General features: G+C 67.0%; 19 protein-coding genes and 1 tRNA gene. 14 read left to right on the top strand and 6 right to left on the bottom strand.

All coding sequences use genetic code 11. From position 1 onward, the window contains the following. Positions 1-218 precede the first annotated feature (218 nt). From RU01_RS05475 to RU01_RS05445, 7 genes are all read left to right on the top strand, one after another. Positions 219-770, top strand: coding sequence for a hypothetical protein (locus RU01_RS05475; RefSeq protein ID WP_156148797.1), 552 nt, complete (start codon positions 219-221; stop codon positions 768-770). Between the two features lie 9 nt (positions 771-779). Then, positions 780-1,949 carry a zinc-dependent alcohol dehydrogenase gene (locus RU01_RS05470; RefSeq protein WP_042573501.1) on the top strand — a complete coding sequence of 390 codons (1,170 nt, stop codon included), beginning with the start codon at positions 780-782 and terminating at the stop codon, positions 1,947-1,949. A 19-nt stretch (positions 1,950-1,968) separates the two neighbouring features. Beyond that, positions 1,969-2,772: a transglutaminase-like domain-containing protein gene (locus RU01_RS05465; RefSeq protein WP_042573500.1), complete on the top strand. Its 804-nt coding sequence runs from the start codon at positions 1,969-1,971 to the stop codon at positions 2,770-2,772. A gap of 1 nt (position 2,773) precedes the next feature. Continuing rightward, a complete protein-coding gene (locus RU01_RS05460) occupies positions 2,774-3,313 on the top strand; it encodes a GNAT family N-acetyltransferase (protein ID WP_042573499.1) in 540 nt (179 codons plus the stop codon). Positions 3,314-3,324: 11 nt separating this feature from the next. Beyond that, on the top strand, positions 3,325-3,723 hold the full coding sequence (locus tag RU01_RS05455; RefSeq protein ID WP_042573498.1) for an MmcQ/YjbR family DNA-binding protein: 399 nt from the start codon (positions 3,325-3,327) through the stop codon (positions 3,721-3,723). A 21-nt stretch (positions 3,724-3,744) separates the two neighbouring features. Further along, on the top strand, positions 3,745-4,362 hold the full coding sequence (locus tag RU01_RS05450; RefSeq protein ID WP_042573566.1) for a histidine phosphatase family protein: 618 nt from the start codon (positions 3,745-3,747) through the stop codon (positions 4,360-4,362). A gap of 88 nt (positions 4,363-4,450) precedes the next feature. Next, positions 4,451-6,037, top strand: coding sequence for a hypothetical protein (locus tag RU01_RS05445; protein WP_042573497.1), 1,587 nt, complete (start codon positions 4,451-4,453; stop codon positions 6,035-6,037). A 1-nt stretch (position 6,038) separates the two neighbouring features. On the opposite strand, the gene RU01_RS05440 is transcribed toward RU01_RS05445, so the two are convergent. Then, entirely contained in the window at positions 6,039-6,323 is a 285-nt protein-coding gene (locus tag RU01_RS05440) for a putative quinol monooxygenase (protein ID WP_042573496.1), read from the bottom strand. Positions 6,324-6,485: 162 nt separating this feature from the next. Between RU01_RS05440 and RU01_RS05435 the strand changes: the two genes are divergently transcribed. Beyond that, positions 6,486-7,037: a TetR family transcriptional regulator gene (locus RU01_RS05435; protein WP_042573495.1), complete on the top strand. Its 552-nt coding sequence runs from the start codon at positions 6,486-6,488 to the stop codon at positions 7,035-7,037. A gap of 10 nt (positions 7,038-7,047) precedes the next feature. Here the strand turns inward: RU01_RS05435 and RU01_RS05430 are convergent, their stop codons facing one another. After that, the gene (locus RU01_RS05430) at positions 7,048-9,438 is read right to left on the bottom strand and encodes a cytochrome P450/oxidoreductase (protein ID WP_042573494.1); all 2,391 of its coding nucleotides are present in this window, start codon (positions 9,436-9,438) and stop codon (positions 7,048-7,050) included. 133 nt (positions 9,439-9,571) lie between these two features. Then, a complete protein-coding gene (locus RU01_RS05425; RefSeq protein ID WP_082042911.1) occupies positions 9,572-10,537 on the bottom strand; it encodes an NAD(P)-dependent oxidoreductase in 966 nt (321 codons plus the stop codon). On the opposite strand from RU01_RS05425, the gene RU01_RS05420 reads away from it, so the two are divergent. Further along, a complete protein-coding gene (locus RU01_RS05420; protein WP_042573492.1) occupies positions 10,536-12,050 on the top strand; it encodes an MFS transporter in 1,515 nt (504 codons plus the stop codon). The two genes, RU01_RS05425 and RU01_RS05420, sit on opposite strands and share 2 nt — an antisense overlap. Before the next feature lie 71 nt (positions 12,051-12,121). On the opposite strand, the gene RU01_RS05415 is transcribed toward RU01_RS05420, so the two are convergent. The 3 genes from RU01_RS05415 to RU01_RS05405 all read right to left on the bottom strand — a co-directional run bounded on the left by RU01_RS05415 (position 12,122) and on the right by RU01_RS05405 (position 18,678). After that, the gene (locus RU01_RS05415; RefSeq protein ID WP_042573491.1) at positions 12,122-13,588 is read right to left on the bottom strand and encodes a glutamate synthase subunit beta; all 1,467 of its coding nucleotides are present in this window, start codon (positions 13,586-13,588) and stop codon (positions 12,122-12,124) included. Continuing rightward, positions 13,581-18,182 (bottom strand): glutamate synthase large subunit, encoded by a 4,602-nt coding sequence (gene gltB, locus RU01_RS05410; RefSeq protein ID WP_042573490.1) that lies wholly within the window; start codon positions 18,180-18,182, stop codon positions 13,581-13,583. The genes RU01_RS05415 and gltB overlap by 8 nt, the downstream gene beginning before the upstream one ends. Before the next feature lie 410 nt (positions 18,183-18,592). Further along, a tRNA-Leu gene (locus tag RU01_RS05405) sits at positions 18,593-18,678 on the bottom strand. 278 nt (positions 18,679-18,956) lie between these two features. Here RU01_RS05405 and RU01_RS05400 point away from each other — a divergent pair. The 5 genes from RU01_RS05400 (at position 18,957) to RU01_RS05380 (ending at position 25,562) form a co-directional block, all read left to right on the top strand. Continuing rightward, the gene (locus RU01_RS05400; protein WP_042573489.1) at positions 18,957-20,564 is read left to right on the top strand and encodes an FhaA domain-containing protein; all 1,608 of its coding nucleotides are present in this window, start codon (positions 18,957-18,959) and stop codon (positions 20,562-20,564) included. A 156-nt stretch (positions 20,565-20,720) separates the two neighbouring features. After that, positions 20,721-21,182, top strand: coding sequence for an FHA domain-containing protein FhaB/FipA (locus RU01_RS05395; RefSeq protein ID WP_042573488.1), 462 nt, complete (start codon positions 20,721-20,723; stop codon positions 21,180-21,182). Then, positions 21,179-22,624 carry a PP2C family protein-serine/threonine phosphatase gene (locus RU01_RS05390; protein WP_042573487.1) on the top strand — a complete coding sequence of 482 codons (1,446 nt, stop codon included), beginning with the start codon at positions 21,179-21,181 and terminating at the stop codon, positions 22,622-22,624. The genes RU01_RS05395 and RU01_RS05390 overlap by 4 nt, the downstream gene beginning before the upstream one ends. Then, on the top strand, positions 22,624-24,078 hold the full coding sequence (locus RU01_RS05385; RefSeq protein ID WP_042573486.1) for an FtsW/RodA/SpoVE family cell cycle protein: 1,455 nt from the start codon (positions 22,624-22,626) through the stop codon (positions 24,076-24,078). The genes RU01_RS05390 and RU01_RS05385 overlap by 1 nt, the downstream gene beginning before the upstream one ends. Beyond that, positions 24,075-25,562 (top strand): penicillin-binding transpeptidase domain-containing protein, encoded by a 1,488-nt coding sequence (locus RU01_RS05380; RefSeq protein ID WP_042573485.1) that lies wholly within the window; start codon positions 24,075-24,077, stop codon positions 25,560-25,562. Before RU01_RS05385 ends, RU01_RS05380 begins: the two co-directional genes overlap by 4 nt. Position 25,563: the final 1 nt, after the last annotated feature.

Here is a 25,563-nt window from a genome sequence, read left to right as displayed (position 1 = left end):
GTCGTCGAGGACTGCGGGGACTGGTCAAACCGGCCCGATGCCCGACTCCTGCTTGATCTGAGCGTCAAGGACGGCCGGAGAGAGAGTTCGCGGCACTGCGCCACCGAGAGCGGCAGCCACCGAACGACGACTCACGTGAACGCGACAACAACGATGCGGCCGTGTTTTCAGCCACGATCGCCGGGTATGCGGGGCTCACGCAGACCCGAGGAGTGCACGTGAGCATCGTCGAAACAGCGCGGAACGCAGTGAAGGCGGCGGCCGAGACCGCCCTGAGCAGCCCGGCCGTCCAGAAGGTCACAGGTCGCGGCCAGACGGAGCCGGCAGGGCCGGTGACGCTGACGATCGCGGTCGACATCCCCACGGCTCGCGGGTTGTGGCTGGACACCGAGCGGTTGTCGTCCGTGCTCGGTGACGTCGCCACGGTCTCTCCCGGTGAGGGCGACGTCGTGGTGTGGACACTCGACAGCGGTTCGGACGACGGTGGGTCCGGCCACGACCCGAGCGTCGAGACCACCCGCTCCGAGGACGGGAACACCGTGCGCTTCGCGCGAGTGGACGGAGGCACCGATCTTGCCGTCGTCCGGTTCGCCCAAGCCCCCCTCGACCTCGGCACCGAAGTGACGCTCGATCTGGCCCTCCCCGTGGTTCCCGACGTCGCGGCACGGGTCGCGGCCTTCAAGGTGCTCTATCGAGCCCGAGCCCTGCTGCAGACCGGCGAGATACCCACGCTCGTTCCCACCCAGGCCGCCCGACCGGGCGAGAAGTAGGAGACCGACGTGCGCGCACTCTGCTGGACCGGTGTGAACCAGTTGTCCGTCGAGACGGTCGATGATCCGGTGATCGTCAATCCGCACGACGCCATCATCGAGGTGTCGGTCACCACGACCTGCGGGTCGGACCTGCACTTCCTGAGCGGCTATATCCCCGGCATGCGGGAGGGTGACGTCATCGGCCACGAATTCATGGGCCGGGTCGTCGAGGTCGGGGCCGAGGTGGCGGCCACCAGTGTCGGCACGCGGGTGGTGGTGCCGTCGTTCATCGCCTGCAACAACTGCTGGTACTGCGACCACGAGCAGTACTCGCTCTGCGACACCACCAACCCGAATGCCGACCTGCAGAGACCGCTGCTGGGCTATCCCACCGGCGGTATCTACGGCTACACGCATCCGTTCGGTGGCTATCAGGGGTCGCACGCGCAGTACATCCGCGTGCCGTTCGCCGACCAGAACTGCTTCACGGTTCCCGACGGGGTGACCGACGAGCAGGCACTGTTCGCCTCCGACGCCATCCCGACCGGCTACATGGGTGCGGACTTCTGCTCGATCACGGGCGGCGAGACCGTCGCCGTGTGGGGTGCGGGCGGGGTCGGACTCATGGCTGCGCGCAGCGCCCAGTTGATGGGTGCGGGCCGCGTCATCGTCGTCGACCGGATCCCGGAACGCCTCGCCATGGCGCGTGAGGAGTTCGGTGCCGACACCGTCGACTACTCCGCTACGGACAGCGTCACCGACGAGATCCGGGAGATGACCGGCGGTCGCGGACCCGACGCAGTGATCGAGGCGGTCGGGATGGAAGGCCACGGCACGGGCGTCGGGCAGGTGTACGACAAGGCCAAGCAGGCGTTGCGGCTCGAGTCGGACCGAGCGACCGCACTCCGTGAGGCCATCCGAACGGTACGGAAAGGCGGCATCGTCTCGGTGCTCGGCGTCTACGGCGTCACCGACAAATTTCCGATGGGTCTGGTCATGAACAAGGGCCTCACGCTGCGCTCCGCTCAGCAGCACGGACAGCGATACGTTCCCACCCTGCTCGATCACATGCAGTCCGGCGAACTGGACCCGACGTTCCTGATCACGCACGACATGTCCCTGGAGGAATCGCCCGCCGGGTACGCGATTTTCAAGGAGAAGAAGGACAACTGCGTCCGCGCGATCTTCCGCCCGTGATCAATGGCATCATTCGATCGTGACGCGCGACGTATCGGCATTTCTCGACGTACAGATCGTCGACCCCAGCAACCTCGAGTTCCAGATCGCCGTGGCCGAACTTCCGGGCACGACGGTCACCGAATCGCTGTCGTTCCGTCTCGACGGGCGTGACATCACACCGACGGTGATCCGCACCGAGACCGGCGGGCGCATCCACCGATTCGATTGCGACCGTGGAACTCTCATCGTCGACTACCGCGCCAGGATCGAGGGTGACGCCGATCCTGTACCGGTCGTGGAGCGGGATCTGTCGACGTACCTTCGCCCCAGTCGCTACAGCGAGTCGGACAAGTTCCTGGGATTCGCGGCCACCGAATTCGGTAAGTACACCTCCGACGCGGACGTGCTCGAACGCGTGTCCGCGTGGGTCGGTCGGCGCCTGAACTACGTTCCCGGCAGCAGCGACCCCATCGACGGCGCCACCGACACCCTCCTCGCCGGCAGTGGTGTGTGCCGTGACTACACGCACCTCGTCGTGGCTCTGCTCCGTGCGATGACCGTGCCCGCCAGGCTGGTCGCGGTGTACGCGCCCGGATGCGATCCGATGGACTTCCACGCCGTCGCCGAGGCGTACGTCGACGGGGCGTGGCGCGTGGTCGACGCCACCCGATTGGCTCCCCGCCAGAGCCTGGTCCGCATCGCGACCGGCCGTGACGCCGCCGACACGGCGTTCCTCGACAACCACGACGGCTACATTTTGTTGAACCGGATGCAGGTCATGGCCACGGTCGACGGGAAGCTGCCGTACGACGACGTGACCGAACTCGTGTCCATGCGCTGACATGCCGACGTTCCGGCGAGTCACCGAGGACGACTTTCCGCTGCTCGCGCAGTGGCTGTCCCGTCCCCACGTGGCGCGCTGGTGGAACCACGAGTTCACCGCCGAGGCGGTCGCCCGCGACTTCGGGGCGTCGGCGCGGGGTGAGGAACCGTCCGAGGACTTCCTCGCCCTCGAGGACGGCGCCGCGTTCGGCCTGCTGCAGCGCGCTCGCTGGCACGACTACCCCGAGTACGTCACCGAACTGGCGCCCTACTGGCCCGTGCCCGTGGAGGCCGTCACCGTCGACTATCTGATCGGCGAGCCGCAGATGGTCGGGCACGGTCTCGGAACCCGCATGCTCGCGGCGTTCACCGCCGATACCTGGCGTGCGTATCCCGACGCGTCGTGCATCGTCGTTCCGGTGGCGGCCGGGAACGTCGCCTCGTGGCGGGCGCTGGAGAAGGCCGGTTTCCGACGCGTCGCCGACGCCCACCTGACCCCGGACAACCCGATCGACCCCACCGACCACGTCGTGATGTCGATCGACCGCCCGAGCGCCTAGTCTTCTCGGTCATGGCGCATCCGGTGCGATTCGACGACGGTGATCCCCTGCTGAGTCGAGTGCGCGAGCTGGCCCTCCGGCTACCGGGTGCCGGCGAGAAGGTGTCTCACGGACGCCCGAACTTCCACACCGTCAAGGTCTTCGCGATCTACGGGGCCACCGTGAAGGGCGAGCACCGGTCCACTCGCTGGGACCGGTCGCTGCAGATTCTTCCCGACGCCGACGAGCGAGCCGCCCTCCTCGGGGACGAGCGATTCTTCGAGCCGGCCTACACCGCTGCCGGCGGGTGGGTGGGCCTCGACCTCACGATCGGCCGACCGGACTGGGACGAGGTCGCCGAGCTGCTGGACATGTCGTATCGGAGGACAGCGCCGAAGCGCCTGGTGGCAGAACTGGACAGTCGTGACTGAACTCGTGCGACAGTGTCCGGTGTGCAACTGTTGCTGATCCGCCACGCTCTCCCCGTGCGTTCCGACGCCGACGCCGACCCGTCGCTTTCGTCCCTCGGCCACGAGCAGGCGGCCACGGTGCCGCAGGGGCTGCTGCACTACCCGGTGGCCCGCATCGTCAGCAGCCCGCAACTGCGGGCGAGGCAGACCGCGGAACCGCTCGCTGCGCACACCGGCCTGCCCGTGGACGTGTTCGACGGGCTCGCGGAGTACGACCGTGACTTCCCCGGCTACCTGCCCATCGAGGAGGCACGTGAGGCGTTCCCCGACGAGTTCGCGCGCATCAAGGCCGGACACCTCCCCAGCGCGGTCGACGCGGACGCCTTCGCCGAGAGGGTGCTGGCCGACATCGCCACCGTCGCGGACGACGCCGATCACGACGACACGGTCGCCGCGTTCGCGCACGGCGGTGTGATCAACATCTACCTGCAGCACCTGCTGGGCACGCAGATGCCGTTGACCTTCCCGATCGACTACTGCTCGGTGACCCGAATACTGTTCTCGCGCAGCGGAAGGCGTACGGTAGCGTCGATCAACGAAACGGCGCACGTGTGGGATCTGCTCCCCCGGCACCGCGGCAAATCCTCACCGACTTCTTAATCGGCCAGGTCACGGGTAGTACGGACGCGTCGACGGCCTCGCACACGGTGTCGACCACGGTCGTCCACCCGTTAGCCTGAGGCTCATCATGACTTCTTCCACTGCACACGGCGCTCAGCGATCCGGTCTCGCCTCGACCTTGTCGCGGCCCGTGATCGTCATCCTGGTGATCGCGCTCCCGTTGATCATCGCCGGCCTCTTCGCCTCCCTCAGCGGACGCGACGTCCAACCGGTGTCGTCGTCCACCAGCTCGAGCGACGCAGGAACCGACTCGGGTGATCAGACCGGTGGCACCGCCGCGGCAGCGGATCCGCTGGCCAAGACGCGCTCGGCGCTGTCGCAGACGCAGCTCCCACTCAGTCTCCTCAGCGGTGGCCTGACGCAGCTCACCGACTCGGCGCCGCTGCTGACCGACGGCGTGACGCAGCTGTCCGACGGGCTGGGCCAGGCGCGGACCGGCACCGTCCAGCTCGCCGACGGCAACACCCAGCTTGCAGCAGGTCTGGTGCAGCTCCAGGGCGGCGTGGGGCAGCTCGGTGACGGTGCGTCGCAGATCAGCGGCGGCGTGAACCAGTTGACGACGCCGTTGCTCGCGCTGGGTGAGAAGCAGGCAAAGGTCACCTCGTCGATCGCCGATGTGGCCAACACGATCGAGACGCTGAACAACCCGATCACGACCGATGCCGCACGGCAGCTGCGCGACCTGATCGCCGAGCTGAACCGCCAGGGCATAGGTCCCGACGCGATCTCCCAGATCAACCAGCTGCGTGACGGCGCTGCGCTGCTCGCCTTCCAGCTCGACGATCCGTCGAGCGAGTTCGTCACCGGCGTCGCCACGGCAGTGGACGGCAGCAACCAGTTGGCGACCGGCTCGAACCAGCTTCTCGACGGCATCGTCCAGCTCGACGACGGCGGCAAGCAGCTGAAGGCGGGCACGGACCAGCTCACGACCGGCATCGCGCCGATCCAGGGTGTCGTCACCAGCCTGCAGACCAACGTGAAGACGGCCACGACCTCGCTGCCCGCAGCGAACGCCGTGGCCACCACGACGACGACGGACGACAACGGCGGGACGCAGACGACGATGGTCGTCTCGAGCAGCTCGACGTCCAGCTACTACCTGATCGCCGCGCTGGTGGCGGTTGCTGCCGCGGCTGCGGTCAGCCTCATGCGTCTGCTCACCCGCCGTGACCGGATCGCGCGTCTCGCGCCCGTGATCGGAGCGGTCGCTGTCACGGCGGCAGCCGGTGTCGTCTACTGGTTCGTCGGAGACGGCCCGAGCTTCGGCTCGCTGCTCGGCGGCATCGTCTTCCTGCTGCTGTCCTCGGCGGCGTTCCTCGCCGCGGCCGGAGCCGTCCAGATGGCCTTCGGACGCGTCGTCGGACAGTCCATCAACTTCGTCCTGTTGCTGGTCCAGCTGGTTCTGGCCGGTGGGGCACTGGTGTCCTCGCCCGACAGTTCGATCTTCGGCAAGGCCGCGGCGTTCACGCCCGTGGGCTGGTTGGCCGCCGGTCTGGAGCGCATCGCTGCCGACTCCATGGACTCCACGGGCTGGCTCGCCGTGCTGGTCATGGTCGCGCTGCTCGCGGTCGCTGGAGTGGTGTACTCCGTGGTCGCGCGGTCCGAACCGGGTGACGACGCATCGACGTACCGGGACGAACCGCGCTACGCCTGAGTCAGGCGGGGGTCAGCGGATGGATCGCGAGGGCCCCCAGCTTGGCGCCGTGCTTACCCATGACGTCGGCCATGTGCGGCGACGCCATGTGCCCGTCCAGCGCGGCCTGATCTCGCCACAACTCGACGGTCACGATCGTGTCGGCCGCAGCGTTCGAGGTGTAGACGTCGTACTCCAGGCACCCGTCCTCGTCGCGCGTGAGGACGGCGAACTCACGCATCGCCTGCAGCACCTCGTCGAATCCCTCGGTCACCGGGATAGTCGCCACCACGTGTAGATCGCTCATGTCGTTCCTCGTTCCGCTAGTCCTCATCGGTCCACCCGAACGTACGGCGACCGGAGACGCGGCGGTCGGGATTCGCCCCGTCCGGTGTCACGGAGCTGGACAACCACGGCGGTTCTGTATTCGGGAAGAACAGTAAGAAGCGATGTGTCGTAGGCTGAGACGGTGAACGCACCCGCCTTCTACGACGAACTCCGCGCCCTCCGCAGGGAGCGCCTGCTCGACGCCGGTGTCGCCATCATCGTCGAGGAGGGGTGGGATCGACTGTCGATGACGCGGGTAGCCACACGGTCGGGCATCCCCCGCCAGAGCCTCTACAAGGAGGTCGGTACCAAGACCGAACTGGGCGAGGCGATCGTCGCTCGCGAGGTCGAGCGTTTCATGGCCGGGGTACTCGACAGCTTCGACGCCCAGCCGGACTCGGTGGTCGACGGTCTGTCGGCCGGCGTCCGGTACGTCCTCGAACACGGCCAGGACAACACCGTGCTGAAGGCGGTCCTGACCCCGGGTCACGACCCGGAGCTGCTCCGACTGCTCACCGTGCGCAGCGACGCCGTGCTCGAACAGGCGGTGCAGGTGATCACCGAGAGCCGCGGTCTTGCCGAGGCGACGGTGGACACAGTGGTCCGACTCACGCTCAGTCACCTTCTGCAGCCGACCGTCTCGATCGACGAGGCGGTCACCCGCATCCGCCGCGTCGTCTCCGCCCTGGTGTGACGACGCAGCCTCACATGTCGAGGATCAGCTTCGCGGACAGTGATCGTGAGACGCACGGCATCATCGTGGTGCCTCGCTCGTGCTCCGACGCGGTCAGAATCGAATCCCGGTGGTCGGGCGTGCCCGCGAGGACGTCGACCTCGCAGGTTCCGCAGACACCTTCCATGCACGACCCGAGCACGTCGACGCCTGCTCTCTCGACCGCGTCGAACACGGACACACCCGCAGGTACCGACACCGTCACGCCGGAACGCGAACACTCCACCTCGAACGAGTCGAGTGCGCCCTCGGCCGGCTCGACTTTCTTCGCTGCGAAACGCTCGATGTGGAGGCTGCCGTCAGGCCACGCCGCGCACCGTTCCTCCACGGCGTCGAGCAGCGCGCCGGGACCGCAGGCGTAGACCAGGGTGTCCGGCAGCGGCGTGCCGAGCGCGGACGCCAGATCGAGCAGGCCCTTGTCGTCCTGCGGCCAGACCGTGACCCGCGGATCACCCTCGAGCCGGTCGAGGAACGCCATGGACTCACGGGATCTGCCGCCGTACAGCAACGACCATTCCGCGCCGACCGCCTCGGCCGCGTCGATCATCGGGAGGATCGGGGTGATCCCGATTCCGCCGGCGATGAACAGGTACCGCGGCGACGGAAGGAGTCGGAAGTTGTTGCGCGGGCCGCGCACTCGCACGGTGGCACCGTCCACGAGAGTGTCGTGGACGTACGCCGATCCGCCGCGGCCGTTCGGTTCGCGGAGAACCGCGACTGTCCACGACGACGTGTCCTCGACACTTCCGCAGAGCGAGTACTGCCGTTCCAGTCCGTTGTCGAGGACGAGGTCGACATGGGCGCCGGCGGTCCAGGACGGCAACGTCGCGCCCGCCGGGTCGGTGAGCGTGAGTTCCACGATCCCGTCGGCCACCTCACGGCGCTCGGCGACTCGGGCCGTGAACTCACCGACGGAGGTGACGGCGGGGGCGCGGCGCGGCGCGGCGGATCGGTCGCGGCGACGGGCACCGGACCGGGGCGGACGACCGATCGGTGTGAGGGTCACCATCATCTCGGTGTAGCCCCTGACGAAGTTCGACTGCAGGTATCCGGGTTCACCGAGCACCTCGATGTCCTCGAACCGCGCGAGCAATTCCTCCCAGAGAATCCGGAGCTGCATCTCTGCCAGCCGGCTTCCCATGCATCGGTGGACGCCGATTCCGAACGACAGGTGCTGGCGCGCATTAGGGCGGTCGATGACGAAGTCGTCGGCATTCTCGAACGTCCGTTCGTCACGGTTGGCCGACGCGTACCACATGACAACTTTGTCGCCCTTGCGGATGAATTGGCCGTTCAACACGGTGTCCTTGGTCGCGATCCGACGCATGTGTGCCAGCGGGGTCTGCCACCTGATGATCTCGTTGACGAGCTTCGGGACAAGGCCGTGGTCCGCCCGCAGCCGATCGAACTGATCCGGGAACTGATTCAGTGCGTACACGCCGCCCGTCATCGAGTTCCGCGTGGTGTCGTTGCCGCCCACGATGAGCAGGGTCAGGTTGCCGAGAAACTCCATCGGCCGCTCGATCAAGTTCTTGGTGTCCTCGGACATCTGCATCAAGGTGATGAGGTCGTAACCCGGCTTCTCGCCCGCCGCGAGCCGCGCAGCCTTGTCGTGCCACAACTCGCTGAAGCTGCGCGCCATGTCGGCCACTCCCCGGTAGACCTCGTCCATGTCGTTCGAGCCCCCGGTGGCCGAGGCGCTGGCAGCTGCGAGTTCGGTCCAGTACACGAGCTTGCGGCGCTGCTCGTACGGGAAGTCGAGAAGTGTCGCGAGCATCCGGGAGGTCAGCTCGATGGACACCTTGTCGACCCAGTCGAAAGGCTCGTCGACCGGGAGCTCGTCGAGCACCTCCTGCACGCGTGAGCGGATGAGGCCTTCCATCTCCTCGAGATTCCGCGGGCTCACGACACCCTGCACCGCGTCACGCTGTCGATCGTGACGTGGCGGGTCCATCGCGATGAACATCTCGACGTCCAGGCCCTCCGGCGGCGTACCGATGACGATCTGCGGCTCCGCCGAGAACGTCTCGAAGTCCTTGTCCACCGCGAGGATGTCGGCGTACCGGGTGACCGACCAGTACGGCCCGAATGCGCTGTGGGCCTGGTAGTGGACCGGTGCCTCGTCCCGCAGGCGGGCGAAGTAGGAGTCGTACTTCCCCTGGCCGTACAGGAAGGGATTGCTGACGTCGATCTCGGTCAGATCCAGCCCGTCGACGTCAGGGATCACGTCCTCGACGAACGTCGGTTGGCGCTCCCCCAGCACGAGCCTCTTGGCTTTCTGCGCCAGACGCAGGCCCTGGACCTGCTTGTCCATCGGGACCGTCGCCCGAGCTTTGTCGAGGACCCTGTCGAGAACGCTCATGACTGCAACCGCCTTGCGCTGGTGACTTCCTTGTCGGACAGAAGTACAACACAAGTCGGAGTCGATGACAATGATCGTGTTTTTGTCGCACCGCTGGACATGATCGGTCACAACGTACGGAGTGGTACCCGATTCAGTCCTGAGATTCCCGATCCGCCTCGAACGCCGTGACGACGGCCGACAGGTCGTCCGCCCCATGCCCGGAGGTGCCGGCGTCGACGTACGCGCTACGGATCGCCTCGAGCAGTCGGCCGGTTCGCGGAGGAACGGCGTCGATCATCAGACTCACGTCCTTGACCACGCCGTCGACTCCGAACGACGGTGTGAAGTCACCGGCAATCATGGCCTTCCCCTTGGACTGGGTGTACGGCGCGTTCACCGGCCCGCCGTCGAGCGCCTCGAGCACCAGAGCCGGGTCGAGGCCCAGCTCGGAGGCCATCGCCACGGATTGTGCGGTGGCCGCTGTCAGTGTGGCCACCATGGCGTTGCAGGCCAGCTTCAGGGCGCTGGCGCTACCCGGCTCACTGCCCGCCGTCACCGTCTTCACCGTCATCGACTCCAGTGCCGGCCGGACGGTCTCGATCGTCTCTGCCGATCCCGAGATCAGGGCAGTGAGCTTGCCCGACTCCGCGGGCGCCTTGGTTCCGAGCATCGGGCAGTCGACGAAAGCCCGCTCGCGCGCCGCAGCCAGGTCTGCCAGGCGGCGTGCCCCGGCCGGACCGACGGTCGCGCTCTGCAGCCACACCGCGTCGGGGCGCATGGCGGAGAGGAACTTCTCCGCGGTGTCGGCCGTGGCCGCTTCGTCGAACAACATGGTGACGACCACGTCGGCGCCCTCGACACACGACTGCGGATCCGACGCGACGGTCGCACCCTGTTCCTCGAGGGGCCGCGCCTTCTCGGCGTTGCGATTCCAGACGGTCACCTCGTGGCCGCCGCGGAGCAGCGACCCCGCCATGCCCGCGCCCATCGTTCCGATGCCCAGTACTGCGACCTGCATGTCCGACCCCTCTCGTCGACGACGTCGATTCTCCGTCGACCCCGTCCGTGTGTTCCCATCAAGGTGTACCCCACACGCACCGAAGAACGGACCACGCATGTCCAGCACCGACACCGACACCACGACCGAGCGGGCAGGGCGTCGCGAGTGGTGGGGTCTCGCGGTGCTGGTCGTGCCGATCGTCCTGGTGTCGATGGACATGTCGGTGCTCTACCTGGCGCTGCCCTCGCTGACCGAGGATCTGCAGCCGAGCAGTTCGCAGCAGCTCTGGATCCTCGACATCTACAGCTTCATGCTGGCCGGCCTCCTGGTCACGATGGGGTCGCTCGGTGACCGCATCGGCACCCGCAGACTGCTGATGATCGGCTCGCTGGTCTTCGGCATCGCCTCCGTCGCCGCGGCGTTCTCGCACTCACCCGAAGCACTGATCGCGTCCCGGGTGTTGCTGGGCGTCGGCGGCGCGACGCTGGCCCCGTCGACACTGTCGTTGTTGCGCAAACTGTTCGTCGACCCCGTGCAGCGCGGCGTCGCCATCGGCATCTGGACCGCCGGATTCGCCGGAGGCGGATCGTTCGGGCCCGTCATCGCCGGCACTCTGCTCGAATACTTCTGGTGGGGTTCGGTCTTCCTCATCAACATCCCCATCATGATCGTTCTGCTGATCGCGGCGCCGCTGATCCTCCCCGAAGCCAAGAACCCCGCTCCGGGCCGTTTCGATCTCCCCGCCGTCGCAGCGTCCATCGTCGCCATGCTGGGAATCGTGTACGCGCTCAAGCACGCTGCGCAGAGCGGGCTCGACTGGCAGGTGGCCGCCGCGCTCGCGGTGGGGCTCCTGGTCGGCTGGTGGTTCGTCCGACGTCAACGCGCGAGCACGCACCCGGTCATCGAGTTCGACCTGTTCCGCACCCCGGCCTTCTCGGTCGCGGTGATCGTCATCCTGGTCTCGGTCTTCATCATCACCGGCTTCAATCTGATGCTGTCGCAGTATCTCCAGCTCGTCATGGGCCTCGGAACCCTCGAGGCCGGCCTGTGGTCCCTGATCCCTGCGATAGCGACGGCCGCCGCGTCCCTGAGCGCGCCGCTGATCATGAAGCGCCGCCGACCGTCGGTGATCCTGGTCGGCGCCATCTCGGTGATGGTGCTGGGCGCGGTCGTCATCGGATTCGTGGCGGTCCCGTCGAGTGTCGGGTCGGGTGCGACGTTGGCGATCCTGCTGTGCGGCATGGTGATCGCCGCGGTCGGGGTCGGTACCGGAACCACCTTCGGGTCCGATCGGGTGCTGGCCACCGCGGCCCCGGAGAAGGCGGGCGCGGCCGGCGCGGTGTCGGAGACGGGCGCCGAACTCGGTGGCGCACTGGGCATCGCGGTGCTCGGATCCATCAGCGTCGCCACGTACCGCATCGTGTTGGGTCCCGCCGATGCGGCCGGCGACGGCACCCTCGCCGCCACCCTGTCGGACGCACGGCAACTCGATCCCGACCTCGGTGCCGACCTCGCCGGTCGCGCACGCGAGGCGTACGTCGACGGCATCGTCGCAGCCTCCGGCGCCACGGTCGTCATCCTGCTGATCGCCGGGGCAGCCGCTGCGGCATTGTTCCGCCGATCACGCTGACGCTCACACGATGACACCCCCTGCAGCGTCGCTGCAGGGGGTGTCGTGGTCGTTCGGGAGTGTGAACTCCGTCAGCGCTGGGGCGCCTGCGTCGGGACGATCGGCGCCGGAAGTGCCGTCTTACCCATCAGGAAGGTGTCGACCGCCGAGGCGCAGGAACGGCCCTCGGCGATGGCCCACACGATGAGCGACTGACCGCGACCCATGTCTCCGGCCACGAACACGCCTTCGACGTTGGTGTTCCACTGATCGGTGCGGGCGACGTTGCCACGCTCGTTCAGGTCGACACCGAGATCGGTGAGCAGTCCCGGCTGCTCGGGTCCGACGAATCCCATGGCGAGGAAGACGATGTCGGCCTCGAGATGGAAGTCGGAGCCCTCGACCTTGGCGAAGCGACCGTCCTTGAACTCGACCTCGTGCGCGTCGAGTCCGGTGACGTAACCGTTCTCACCGGTGAAGCGCTCGGTGTTGACGGAGAAGACGCGTTCGCCGCCCTCCTCGTGAGCCGAGGACACGCGGTAGACCAACGGGTACGTCGGCCACGGTGTGGATCCGGCGCGCTCCTCGGGCGGTCGCGGCATGATCTCGAACTGGTGCACGCTCGCGGCACCCTGGCGGTGCGATGTACCGAGGCAGTCCGCGCCGGTGTCGCCGCCACCGATGATGATGACCTTCTTGCCCTTGGCGCTGATGGGCGGCTGACCGTAGTCGTCCACCACGTCGTCACCGAGCTGCACTCGGTTCGCCCACGGCAGGAATTCCATTGCCTGGTGGATTCCGCCGTACTCGCGGCCGGGCACCTCGAGATCGCGAGCCTTGGTGGCTCCACCGGAGAGAACGACCGAGTCGAATTCGGCGCGCAACTCCTCGGCGGTGATGTCGACACCCACGTTGACGCCGGTGCGGAAGATGGTGCCTTCGGCTTCCATCTGCGCCAACCGGCGATCGATGTGGCGCTTCTCCATCTTGAACTCGGGGATGCCGTAGCGGAGCAGGCCACCGATACGGTCCGCCCGCTCGAACACGGTCACCGTGTGACCGGCGCGCGTGAGCTGCTGTGCGGCAGCGAGTCCCGCGGGACCCGAGCCGACGACGGCGACCTTCTTGCCCGTCAGGTACGTCGGGTAGACGGGCTGGACCCAGCCCTCGTCGAAGGCGCGGTCGATGATCTCGACCTCGACCTGCTTGATGGTCACCGGGTCCTGGTTGATGCCCAGGACGCACGATGCCTCACACGGAGCCGGGCACAGCCGACCCGTGAACTCGGGGAAGTTGTTCGTCGCGTGCAGACGATCGATGCTCTCGCGCCACCGGTCCTTGTAGACCAGGTCGTTCCACTCGGGAATCAGATTCCCCAGGGGACAACCGTTGTGGCAGAAGGGAATACCGCAGTCCATGCACCGACTGGCCTGGGTGCGGAGGGTGTCCGCGGAGAAGTCCTCGTACACCTCCTTCCAGTCCATCAGGCGCAGGTCCACGGGACGCCGCTTCGGCAGCTCTCGTGACGTGTTCTTCAGAAATCCTTGCGGGTCACCCACGAGCTGCCTCCATGATCGCCTCGTCCACGTCCGCGCCGTTCTTCTCGGCCTCGGAGATCGCGAGCAGTACCTTCTTGTAGTCGCGCGGCATCACCTTCACGAAGTGATTCACCTGCTGGGACCAGTCCGCGAGGATGCGCTCGGCAACCTCGGACCCGGTCTCGTCGCGATGACGAGTGATCGCGTCCTTGAGCCACGCGAATTCGTCACCCTCGAGATCCTCGATGTCCACGAGCTCGGTGTTGAGGTTGTCCTCGAACGTCGAGTTCGGGTCGAAGACGAACGCCACGCCACCGGACATGCCGGCGCCGAAGTTGCGGCCCGTCTCACCGAGGATCACGACCTTGCCACCGGTCATGTACTCGCACCCGTGGTCACCGACACCCTCGACCACCGCGACGGCACCCGAGTTGCGGACGGCGAAACGCTCACCGACGACGCCGCGGATCAGAGCCTCGCCCTCGGTGGCGCCGAACAGGATCACGTTGCCCGCGATGATGTTGTTCTCCGCGACGAAATCGGAGTTCGCATCCCGCGAGGGGCGGACGATCAGTCGACCACCGGACAGGCCCTTGCCGACGAAGTCGTTGGCGTCGCCCTCGAGCCGGAGCGTCATCCCCTTCGGCACGAACGCACCGAAGCTGTTGCCGGCCGAACCGGTGAACGTGATGTCGATCGTGTTCTGCGGCAGACCGTCGGCGCCGTACGCCTTGGTCACCTCGTGACCCAGCATCGTGCCCACGGTGCGGTTCACGTTGGTGATCCGCGTGGCGAATTCGACCTTCTCGCCCTTGTCCAGAGCGTCGCGGCTCTGGACGATGAGCTGCTGGTCCAGCGCCTTGTCCAACGAGTGATCCTGGGTGCCCGTGCAGTACAGGTCCTGGTTCATGAACGCGGACTCGGCGACGTCGAGGATCGGCGACAGGTCGAGCTTCGACGCCTTCCAGTGCTCCTTGGCGGCCGTGGTGTCCAGCAGCGCGACCTGACCGATGGCCTCGTCGAGCGTGCGGAAACCGAACTCCGCGAGCAGCTCGCGGACCTCCTCGGCGATGTAGAGGAAGAAGTTCTCCACGAACTCGGGCTGGCCGGCGAACCGCTTGCGCAGCACCGGGTTCTGCGTCGCGACACCCACGGGGCAGGTGTCCAGGTGACACACACGCATCATGATGCAGCCCGAGACCACCAGCGGCGCAGTGGCGAAACCGAACTCCTCGCCGCCGAGCAGAGCAGCGACCATGACGTCGCGGCCGGTCTTGAGCTGACCGTCCACCTGCACCACGATGCGGTCACGGAGACCGTTGAGGAGCAGCGTCTGCTGGGTTTCGGCCAGGCCGAGCTCCCACGGAGCGCCCGCGTGCTTGACCGAGGTCAGCGGCGTGGCACCCGTCCCGCCGTCGTGGCCGGAGATCAGCACGACGTCCGCGTGTGCCTTGGACACACCGGCGGCGACCGTTCCGACGCCGACCTCGGAGACCAGCTTCACGTGGATGCGAGCCTGCGGGTTGGCATTCTTCAGGTCGTGGATCAGCTGAGCGAGATCCTCGATCGAGTAGATGTCGTGGTGCGGCGGCGGTGAGATGAGCCCCACCCCCGGCGTGGAGTGCCGGACCTCGGCGACCCACGGGTACACCTTGTGAGCCGGAAGCTGGCCGCCCTCACCCGGTTTCGCACCCTGGGCCATCTTGATCTGGATGTCCGTGCAGTTGGTCAGGTAGTTCGACGTGACACCGAATCGTCCCGACGCGACCTGCTTGACGGCCGACCGACGGGAATCGCCGTTCTCGTCGGGCGTGAAGCGCGCGACGTCCTCGCCGCCCTCACCCGAGTTCGAGCGTCCGCCGAGACGGTTCATCGCGATGGCCAGAGTCTCGTGCGCCTCCGCCGAGATCGAGCCGTAGCTCATCGCGCCGGTGGAGAAACGCTTGACGATCTCGCGCGCCGACTCCACCTCGTCGATCGAGATCGCGGTGCGACCCTCGGTCTTGAAGCGGAACAACCCGCGCAGCGACGCCAGACGCTCCGACTGGTCGTCGACCATCCGGGTGTACTCCTTGAACACGGAGTACTGGCCTGTGCGGGTGGCGTGCTGCAGCTTGAAGACGGTGTCCGGGTTGAACAGGTGGTACTCGCCTTCACGACGCCACTGGTACTCGCCACCGGTCTCGAGCTCGCGGTGCGCGCGCTCGAACTTGTTGTCCAGGTAGGCGACTCCGTGTCGCACGGACACATCGGCGGCGATCTGGTCGAGGTCGATCCCGCCCAGGGGCGACGCGATGCCGTAGAAGTACTCGTCGACGAGTTCCTGCGACAGGCCGATGACCTGGAACAGCTGGGCGCCGGTGTACGACGCCAGCGTCGAGATACCCATCTTCGACATGACCTTCAGGACGCCCTTGCCGGCCGCCTTGATGTAGTTCTTCACCGCGGTGTCGTAGTCGATGTCCTGCAGGTTGCCGCGGTCGATCATGTCCTCGATCGACTCGAACGCCATGTAGGGGTTCACCGCTGCCGCACCGAATCCGACGAGCGTCGCCATGTGGTGCACCTCGCGAGCATCACCCGCTTCGACGATGAGACCGACCTTGGTCCGGGTCTTCTCGCGGATCATGTGGTGGTGCACGGCCGAGGTCAGCAGCAGCGACGGGATCGGCGCCAACTTCTCGCTCGACTCACGGTCGCTCAGGATGACGATGCGTGCGCCGCCGGCGATGGCTGCGGACACCTGCGAACGGATGATCTCGAGCGAACGACGAAGTCCCTCACCACCTTCCGCCACCGGGTAGAGGCCGCGGACGACGACGGAGCGGAGTCCGTCCTGCAGACCGTCGTCGTTGATGTGCACCAACTTCGACAACTGATCGTTGTGCAGGATCGGTGACGTGAGAACGATCTGACGGCACGCTTCGGCAGTGGGCTGCAGCAGATCCCGCTCGGGACCGATGGTTCCGCCCAGGCTGGTGACCACTTCCTCGCGGATAGCGTCGAGCGGCGGGTTGGTCACCTGCGCGAAGAGCTGCGAGAAGTAGTCGAACAGCATGCGGGGACGGTTCGACAACACGGCGACGGGAGTGTCGGTTCCCATCGACCCGATCGCCTCGGCACCCGCCTTCGCCATCGGCGCGACGAGCATGTTCAGCTCCTCGGTGGTGTACCCGAAGATCTGCTGACGGATCAGCACACGGTCGTGCGTCATGTGGACGTGCGGGCGCTCGGGCAGCTCGTCGATGCTGATGAGGCCCTCGTCGAGCCACTCCTGGTACGGATGTTCCGCAGCCAGCTCGTCCTTGATCTCGTCGTCGCTGACGATCCGGCCCTGCGCGGTGTCCACGAGGAACATCCGGCCGGGCTGCAGGCGGACCTTGCGCACGATCTTCGACGGCTCGATGTCCAGCACGCCGACCTCGGACGCCATGATGACCAGGCCGTCGTCGGTGACCCACAGGCGGCTGGGGCGCAGGCCGTTGCGGTCGAGGACCGCACCGATGACCGTGCCGTCGGTGAAGCACACCGAGGCCGGTCCGTCCCACGGCTCCATGAGAGTGGAGTGGTACTGGTAGAACGCCCGGCGGGCGGGATCCATCTTGTCGTGGTGCTCCCACGCCTCGGGGATCATCATCAGCACGGCATGCGGCAGGCTGCGTCCGCCGAGGTGCAGGAACTCGAGCACCTCGTCGAAGCGGGCCGTGTCCGATGCTCCGTGCGTGTTGACGGGGAAGATCTTCTCGAGCTTCTCGGGGCCACCGAAGACGTCCGACTCGATGAGCGCCTCGCGGGCGTGCATCCAGTTCTCGTTGCCGGTGACGGTGTTGATCTCACCGTTGTGCGCGACACGGCGGAACGGGTGCGCCAGCGGCCACGAGGGGAACGTGTTGGTGGAGAAACGCGAGTGCACCAGGCCCAACGCGCTCTCGACCCGGTCGTCCTGCAGGTCGAGGTAGAAGCCACGCAGCTGCGGCGTCGTCAACATGCCCTTGTAGACGATGGTCGACGGAGACAGCGACGGGAAGTAGACACTTTCGCGGCCGGGGCCGTCCTTGCCCGGGCCCTCGAGGCCGAGCTCGTGCTCGACGCGCTTGCGCACGACGAAGGCTCGCCGCTCGAGATCGATTCCCGAGAGGGAACGGTCGGGCGATGCCACGAACAGCTGGCGGAAGGTCGGCATGGCATCGCGGGCCAGGGCACCGAGCGACGCGTCGTCGGTGTCGATGTCGCGCCACCCCAGAACGTCGAGGCCTTCTTCGACGACGACGCGCTCGACTCCGGCGCAGGCTTCCTCGGACGCGACACGTGCCTGCGGGAGGAAGGCGATGCCGGTGGCGTAGAAACCCTCCGGCGGCAGCTCGAAGTCGACGACGGCGCGGTAGAACTTGTCCGGAACCTGGATCAGGATGCCGGCACCGTCACCGGTGTTGGGTTCTGCGCCCGCAGCGCCGCGGTGTTCGAGGTTGATCAGCGCGGTGATCGCCTTGTCGACGATGTCCCTACTACGACGTCCGTGCATGTCGACCACGAACGCGACACCACAGGAGTCGTGTTCGTTCGCCGGGTCGTAGAGGCCTCGAGCTGATGGGTACCGGTGACCGGGAAGCTGCATGTGTCTTGCCTAACTGACGAGTCGAGCCAAGATCCGCGGAGATTCGACCTCGTTCGAGAAGAGAACGAGCCACCGCGGGGCGATGCGAGAGCGGGTTCGCCGTTGAACCACGCACTCCGATGGGGCTCCGGCTACTCCTGGTGGACGATCTGTTCCGAGGCGATAGCCGAGTGTTTTCGGGCAGGGGCGACTGTTGTGGGTCGGCCCCTCAGCAGAACGATAAGTCAGCACCCCGGCAAATCCACAAATCAGGGCATCCTCATGTTGCGCCGACCTGCAGATACTGTCGTCGATGTCGACGAGATCACGCGATGTCCGCGCGACGCTGCGCGGTGAACTTCGAATTCGCTACCAGAATACCTGGCAAAGAAACTACTGGCCGTAGCGAGTGATCTCGACTACGGCCAGTGTGGTGGGCGAAGGGGGACTTGAACCCCCACGTCCCGAAGGACACTGGCACCTGAAGCCAGCGCGTCTGCCATTCCGCCACTCGCCCGAGCGACGGGAACGAGGCTAACACGACCTGTCTCGCCGACCGAAATCCATACCTCCCGACCGAGTTCCGGGCCCGAGCCGGGGCGGAAACTCGGTTCCGGCCGTATAGCATGGATCAGCAGTCGCACGGCGGTAGGACACGCGCCACCGACCACCCGCACAGTGGTGGGCGTTCGGAGGACGTTCGGAGCGTCACGTGATCGGGTACTCCCGATGATGTGACGCGCCCCGTGTCGTGCGACGACGCGTGATCGACCGAGGCGAGACGAGGAGGGTGTCATGGGAGTTGTCCAGCGTTTCGAGAGAAAGCTGCAGAGCGCTGTCGGAGACGCCTTCGCCAGAGTGTTCGGCGGCGGTGTCGTCCCGCAGGAGGTCGAGGCGGCCCTGCAACAGGAAGCCACCGCGTCCGTCCGCACCTTGGACGGCGGGCACCTCCTGGCACCCAACGCGTACGTGATCGCCATCAGCGACTCCGATCACGAACAGTTGGCGTCCGACCACGACCTGACCACCAAGGCGTTCTCCCGACACCTCCAGGACTTCATCACCGAACAGGGATGGCAGACCTACGGCAAGGTGGTCGTCCGGTTCGCACCGTCCTCGACGCTGCACACCGGGCAGTTCCGCACATCGGCCACCGTCGATCCGGACGTCGATCAGCCAGACCCACCGAAACTCACCTCAGGCACAGCCCAACCGTCGTCGATATCAGGAGCCGGCCCCATGACCCAGAACTCAGGGACTCAGAACCAGGGCGACGAGCCCGACCACGAAGGCCAGCGGCCCGCGTCCGGTGTCGCGTCACGCGCACCACGGAACGGCAGTGCCTACCCGTCGGAGGCACCTCGCGGTGTCGACCCGTCGGCCGAGAACAGAGTCCGTCCTCCGCGGGCGTACCAGGACTACCCCGAGCAGGACCGCGGCTACGGACAGCCGGCCGGGGATCCGCGGGAGCAGGTCCGCTACGACCAGGGTGGGTACGGGCGTCAGTCGTACGACCAGCAGCCGTACGACCGTCAGGCCTACGGCCAGCAGAACGGCGATCCTCGGGCGCAGGACCCGCGCGGTCAGGACCAGGGCGGGTACGACCGTCGCGGCTACGGTCAGCAGGGCTACGACCAGCCCGACAACGACCAGCAGGGCTACGACCAGCGCGGGTACGACCAGCGCGGCTACAACCAGGCGGGGTACGACCAGCAGGGTTACGACCAGCAGGGTTACGACCAGCGCGGCTACAACCAGGGCGGCTATGACCAGGGCGGCTACGACCAGCGCGGGTACAACCAGGCCGGGTACGACCAGCGTGGTCGCGAGCAGGATCAGGGTGCCGGTGGCTACGAGCCGCAGGCGTACCGCGATCAGCAGGGCTACGGACAGCAGGGTGGATACGGCCAGTCCGGTCGTGACCAGGCCGGCTACGACCAGCCGGCGTACGGCCAGCGGAGCTACGACGACGGTGGCTACGGACGACCGACCCCCGACGCGCGTGCCTACGGTGCAGCCGCGGCGGCTCCGGCATACGACCAGCCGCCCACGCAGGGATACCAGCAGCCGCTCGCCGACGACGGTGACGACTACGACCGCCCGAATGCGCAGCGCGGACTGTCCGCGACGCTCCAGCTCGAGGACGGCAGTGGCCGTCACTACCAGCTGCGCGAGGGTGGGAACGTCGTCGGGCGCGGCCAGGATGCGCAGTTCCGACTTCCCGACACGGGCGTCTCGCGTCGTCACTTCGAGATCCGGTGGGACGGCCGCGTAGCCATGCTGTCGGATCTGGGTTCCACGAACGGAACGACGGTCAACAGTGCGCCGGTCCAGGACTGGCAGTTGGCCGACGGCGACATCGTTCGCGCCGGCCACTCGGAGATCCTCGTCCGTATCGTCTGACGAGACCCCGGACCACGAGAAGGGCGGCCGTCGCGCGGCGGCCGACACGGGGCAGTCGGTCCCTGCCCTTATGATGCTCCGAGACGGGGAGTCCCCGTGCGCGCATCCTCATGCGTGTGGTGTCCGAGCTGTCGAGGAACGAGGAGGTGACACGCTGTGCAGGGATTGATCTTGCAGCTCACGCGAGCTGGTTTCCTCCTGATCCTGTGGTTGTTCGTCTGGGCAGTGCTGCGCACTCTGCGTTCCGATATCTACGCGGCGTCCGGTCTTCGTGTCGCACCTCGGTCACGCAAGTCACCGGTCTCTCTGCAGGGCCGGAAGCAGAAGGTCGCTAAATACCTGGTGGTGACCCACGGGTCGCTCGCCGGGACACGCATCACGCTGGGGTCGCAGCCGGTCCTCATGGGCCGCGCGGACGACTCGACTCTCGTCCTCACCGACGACTACGCCTCCACACGCCACGCGCGTCTGTCACCTCGCGGAGGTGACTGGTACGTCGAGGATCTCGGCTCGACGAACGGCACCTACCTCGACCGCGCCAAGGTGACGACGGCGGTTCGCGTTCCCCTGGGAACGCCTGTACGCGTCGGCAAGACCGTGATCGAGTTGCGCCCGTGACCTTGGTTCTCCGCTACGCCGCGCGCAGCGATCGCGGTCTCGTGCGATCCAACAACGAGGACTCCGTCTACGCGGGCGCACGCCTCCTCGCTCTCGCCGACGGCATGGGTGGCCACGCCGCCGGAGAAGTGGCGTCGCAGCTGATGATCGCCGCGCTCGCCCATCTCGACGACGACGAGCCGGGCGACGATCTCCTGGGCAAGCTCGAGCGAGCCACCCGTGAAGGCAACGCCACCATCGCGGAACAGGTCGAGGACGACCCCGAACTCGACGGCATGGGCACCACGTTGACGGCGATCCTGTTCGGCGGCAGGAAGATCGGGCTCGTTCACATCGGCGACTCCCGGGCGTATCTGCTCCGGGACGACGAACTGACGCAGATCACCCGCGACGACACGTTCGTCCAGTCGTTGGTCGACGAGGGGCGGATCACCGCCGAGCAGGCGCACTCGCACCCGCAACGGTCGCTGATCATGCGGGCTCTCACCGGCAACGAGATCGAACCCACTCTGACCGTGCGTGAGGCTCGGGCGGGGGATCGTTATCTGCTCTGTTCGGACGGATTGTCCGACGTCGTCAGTAGCGAGACCATCGCGGACACCATGCGCGAGGGCGAGAACGACCAGTGCGCCGACCGCCTGATCGAACTGGCGCTGCGCAGCGGTGGCCCCGACAACGTGACCGTGGTGGTGGCCGACGTCATCGATCTCGACTACGGCCAGTCCCATCCGATTCTCGCCGGCGCCGCATCGATGGACGACGAGGAGGACTCGCCCCCACCGAACACCGCAGCCGGACGCGCAGCCGCGATGCGCCCTCCCCGGACCGCGCCCAAGAGGGTGGTCACTCCGCCGCCGCCGGCTCCGGAGAAGAAGTCGCACAAGCTCCGCTGGTCCCTGACCGGTCTTGCCGTGGTCGCCCTGCTGGTCGTCGGTTCGATCGTCGGATGGCAGCTCCTGCAGCGCAATTACTACGTCGGTTCCGACGACGGACGCGTCGTGGTGATGCGGGGAGTCCCCGGATCGGTACTCGGCTTCTCCCTGCAGGAAGTGGATCTGGTCGGGTGCGTCCGTGAGACGTCGGACCCCGCCACGATCGATCTGCGATCCCCCGCCGACGCGCAGTGCCGCGTCCTCGGTGTCGACGACCTGCAGCCGTCCGCCCGCGAACAGGTGCGTTCGGGACTGCCGTCCGGCACTCTCGACGACGCACGCTCGCAGGTGAACCGGCTCGTAGCCGGTGACCTGCTGCCGCTGTGCGAGAAGCCGGCCACCGCGACGACGGCTCCTCCGACCACCACCACGGCCGTTCCGCCGACCGAGGCAGCACCTGTACCGCCTCCCGCCGACCCGGCGGCGCCGCCCGTGACGACGACACCCGAGCCGACTCCGACGCCGACGCCGACACTCGTGGCAGGTCAGACCTGCAGGACGGGCAGTTGATGTCCGCCCCGAACCAGTCTTCGGCGTCGTTCCCCAGTCCTCCGGGCGGATTCGCTCCGGCACCCCCGCAGTCCACCAAGCGTGGCGTCGAAGCAGCCCTCCTGGGGGCCGCGGCGCTCATCACCACCGTGTCGCTGGTGCTCGTCGAGGCGAGCCAGGAACAGACCATCACGTGGGACCTGGCGAAGTACGGAGTGGCATACCTCGCCATGTTCGCCGTCGCGCATGCCGCGGTTCGCCGCTTCGCCACGCACGCCGATCCCCTTCTGCTGCCGCTGGTGGCGCTGCTGAACGGTCTCGGGCTGGTGCTGATCCACCGCCTCGATCTGGCCGCGCAACAGTCCGCCACCTATCTCGGTGACACGGAACCGTCGCCCGACGCCAACCAGCAGGTTCTCTGGACCGCGCTCGCCATCGCCGGCTTCGTCGCCGTGTTGGTGCTGATCCGCGATTACCGGACGTTGGCGCGCTACGGCTACACCCTGGGTCTGGGCGGACTGGTGTTCCTCGCGCTCCCGGCGATCCTTCCGTCGTCACTGTCCGAGGTCAACGGATCGAAGATCTGGATCCGACTGCCGGGCTTCAGCATCCAGCCCGGTGAGTTCTCCAAGATCCTGCTGCTGATCTTCTTCGCGTCGGTCCTGGTGGCCAAGCGTGAGCTGTTCACCACGGCGGGCAAGCACGTGCTGGGCATGGATTTCCCGCGAGCACGCGACCTGGGACCGATCGTCGTGGCGTGGATCGTCTCGATCGGCGTCCTGGTGTTCGAGAAGGACCTCGGCACGTCGCTGCTGATCTACTGCACCGTGCTGGTGATGATCTACGTCGCCACCGAGCGTGTCGGCTGGATCGTCATCGGGGTCGCCCTGCTGCTCCTGGGATTCCTTCTCGCGTACCAGCTCTTCGGGCACGTGAAGATTCGTACCGACACCTGGCTCGACCCCTTCGCCGACTACAACGACACCGGGTACCAGATCTCACAGTCTCTCTTCGGCCTCGCGACCGGCGGGATGGGCGGCACGGGCCTCGGCAGCGGCCGTCCGTCGCAGGTGCCGTTCGCGAGCACCGACTTCATCATCGCCACCGTGGGTGAGGAGCTCGGGCTCATCGGCCTGGCAGCAGTGCTGATGCTCTACATGATGTTCGTGCTGCGTGGGCTCCGGACGGCGCTCGCGGTGCGCGACAGCTTCGGCAAGCTCCTCGCCGCCGGCCTGTCCGTCACCATCGCCGTCCAGCTGTTCGTCGTGGTCGGCGGCGTCACCAAGCTCATTCCCCTTACCGGTCTCACGACACCGTTCATGTCCTACGGAGGCTCTTCCCTGCTCGCGAACTACGCCCTGGTCGCGTTGCTCATCAAGATCTCCGATGCCGCCCGCGCACCTGTCGTGCCGCAGAAGCGCTCGCCCGCCGCGCCGATCGGTGACGCGATGACCGAGGTGGTGAAGCGCCCGTGAACACTCCCCTTCGCCGCGTGGCCATCGGCGTCATGGCCATGATCGTGGTCCTGCTCGCCAACGCCACCTACGTCCAGGTCATCAAGGCCGACGACCTCCGCACGGACCCCCGCAACTCGCGTGTCCTGCTCGACGAGTACGCACGTCAGCGCGGACAGATCTCGAGCGGTGGCCAGGTGTTGGCCTCGTCCGTCGCGACCGAGGACCGGTACAAGTACCTGCGGACGTACCCGTCGAATCCGGCTGCGCCCGCGAGCCCGGCGGCGAACGCGCCTGTCACCGGGTTCTACTCGATGCTGTACTCCAGCGCCGGCCTCGAACGATCCGAGGATGCCGTCCTCAACGGATCCGACAACCGGTTGTTCGGCAAGCGGTTCTTCGACCTTCTCTCGGGCCGCGATCCGCGCGGTGGCAACGTCGTCACCACCATCGACCCGGTGATGCAGCAGGTCGCGTACGACCAACTCACCTCGAAGGGGTACACCGGTTCGGTCGTGGCCATCGAGCCGTCCACCGGCAAGATCCTGACGATGGTCAGCACGCCCAGCTACGACCCCAACGAACTGGCCTCGCACGACGGTGAGCAGTCCACGCAGGCATGGGAGCGGCTCGCGAACGATCCCGGTGAGCCACTGGTCAATCGTGCTGTCTCGCAGACCTATCCGCCCGGATCGACGTTCAAGGTGGTCGTGACGGCAGCGGCACTGGCCGCCGGGTCGACGCCCGACACGCAGCTCACCGCGGCACCGACCATCACCCTGCCCGACACGTCCACGACGCTCGAGAACTACAACGGCTCCACGTGCGGTGGCGGCGCGACGGCGTCACTGCGCGAGGCGTTCGCGCGCTCCTGCAACACCGCCTTCGTCGAGCTCGGCATCGACACCGGCAGCCAGGGCGTCAAGGATGCGGCGTCGGCGTTCGGCATCGGCGAGACGAACCAGTCGGTGCCGATCCCGGTGGCCGACAGCACGGTCGGCGAGATCGCCGACGACGCGGCCCTCGGCCAGAGCAGCATCGGCCAGCGCGACGTCGCCCTGACACCGCTGCAGAATGCGGAGATCGCGGCCACCATCGCGAACGGTGGAGTGCGGATGGCACCCCACATGGTCGCTCAGTTGCAGGCCCCCGACCTGTCGACGCTCGACACCACGGAGCCGACGTCCCTCGGACAGGCCGTCTCGCCGGAGGTGGCCTCCACGCTCACCGATCTGATGGTGGGTTCGGAGAACAATTCCGGTGGACAGGGCAAGATCGCGGGCGTTCAGATCGCGTCCAAGACCGGTACCGCGGAGCACGGAAGCGATCCTCGCAACACCCCTCCCCATGCGTGGTACATCGCCTTCGCCCCGGCCGAGGACCCGAAGATCGCCATCGCGGTCATCGTCGAGAACGGTGGCGACCGTGCGCTCGCCGCGACGGGCGGATCGGTCGCCGCACCAGTGGCGAGAGCTGTGCTCGGCGCCGGATTGCAGGGGAGGTGAG

The organism is Rhodococcus sp. MEB064 (assembly GCF_000834565.1).
In the GTDB taxonomy this organism is placed as follows: domain Bacteria; phylum Actinomycetota; class Actinomycetes; order Mycobacteriales; family Mycobacteriaceae; genus Rhodococcoides.
The sequence above is the reverse complement of the archived record's forward strand: the minus strand, read 5'-3'. Positions and strand labels throughout refer to the sequence as shown.

Coding starts and splice junctions, on each gene's coding strand:
- RU01_RS05430 (WP_042573494.1), bottom strand. CDS start 9,438: ATGAGCGTTCTCGACAGGGTCCTCGACAAAGCTCGGGCGACGGTCCCG.
- RU01_RS05420 (WP_042573492.1), top strand. CDS start 10,536: ATGTCCAGCACCGACACCGACACCACGACCGAGCGGGCAGGGCGTCGC.
- gltB (WP_042573490.1), bottom strand. CDS start 18,182: ATGCAGCTTCCCGGTCACCGGTACCCATCAGCTCGAGGCCTCTACGAC.
- RU01_RS05440 (WP_042573496.1), bottom strand. CDS start 6,323: ATGAGCGATCTACACGTGGTGGCGACTATCCCGGTGACCGAGGGATTC.
- RU01_RS05400 (WP_042573489.1), top strand. CDS start 18,957: ATGGGAGTTGTCCAGCGTTTCGAGAGAAAGCTGCAGAGCGCTGTCGGA.
- RU01_RS05460 (WP_042573499.1), top strand. CDS start 2,774: ATGCCGACGTTCCGGCGAGTCACCGAGGACGACTTTCCGCTGCTCGCG.
- RU01_RS05445 (WP_042573497.1), top strand. CDS start 4,451: ATGACTTCTTCCACTGCACACGGCGCTCAGCGATCCGGTCTCGCCTCG.
- RU01_RS05455 (WP_042573498.1), top strand. CDS start 3,325: ATGGCGCATCCGGTGCGATTCGACGACGGTGATCCCCTGCTGAGTCGA.
- RU01_RS05385 (WP_042573486.1), top strand. CDS start 22,624: ATGTCCGCCCCGAACCAGTCTTCGGCGTCGTTCCCCAGTCCTCCGGGC.
- RU01_RS05425 (WP_082042911.1), bottom strand. CDS start 10,537: ATGCGTGGTCCGTTCTTCGGTGCGTGTGGGGTACACCTTGATGGGAAC.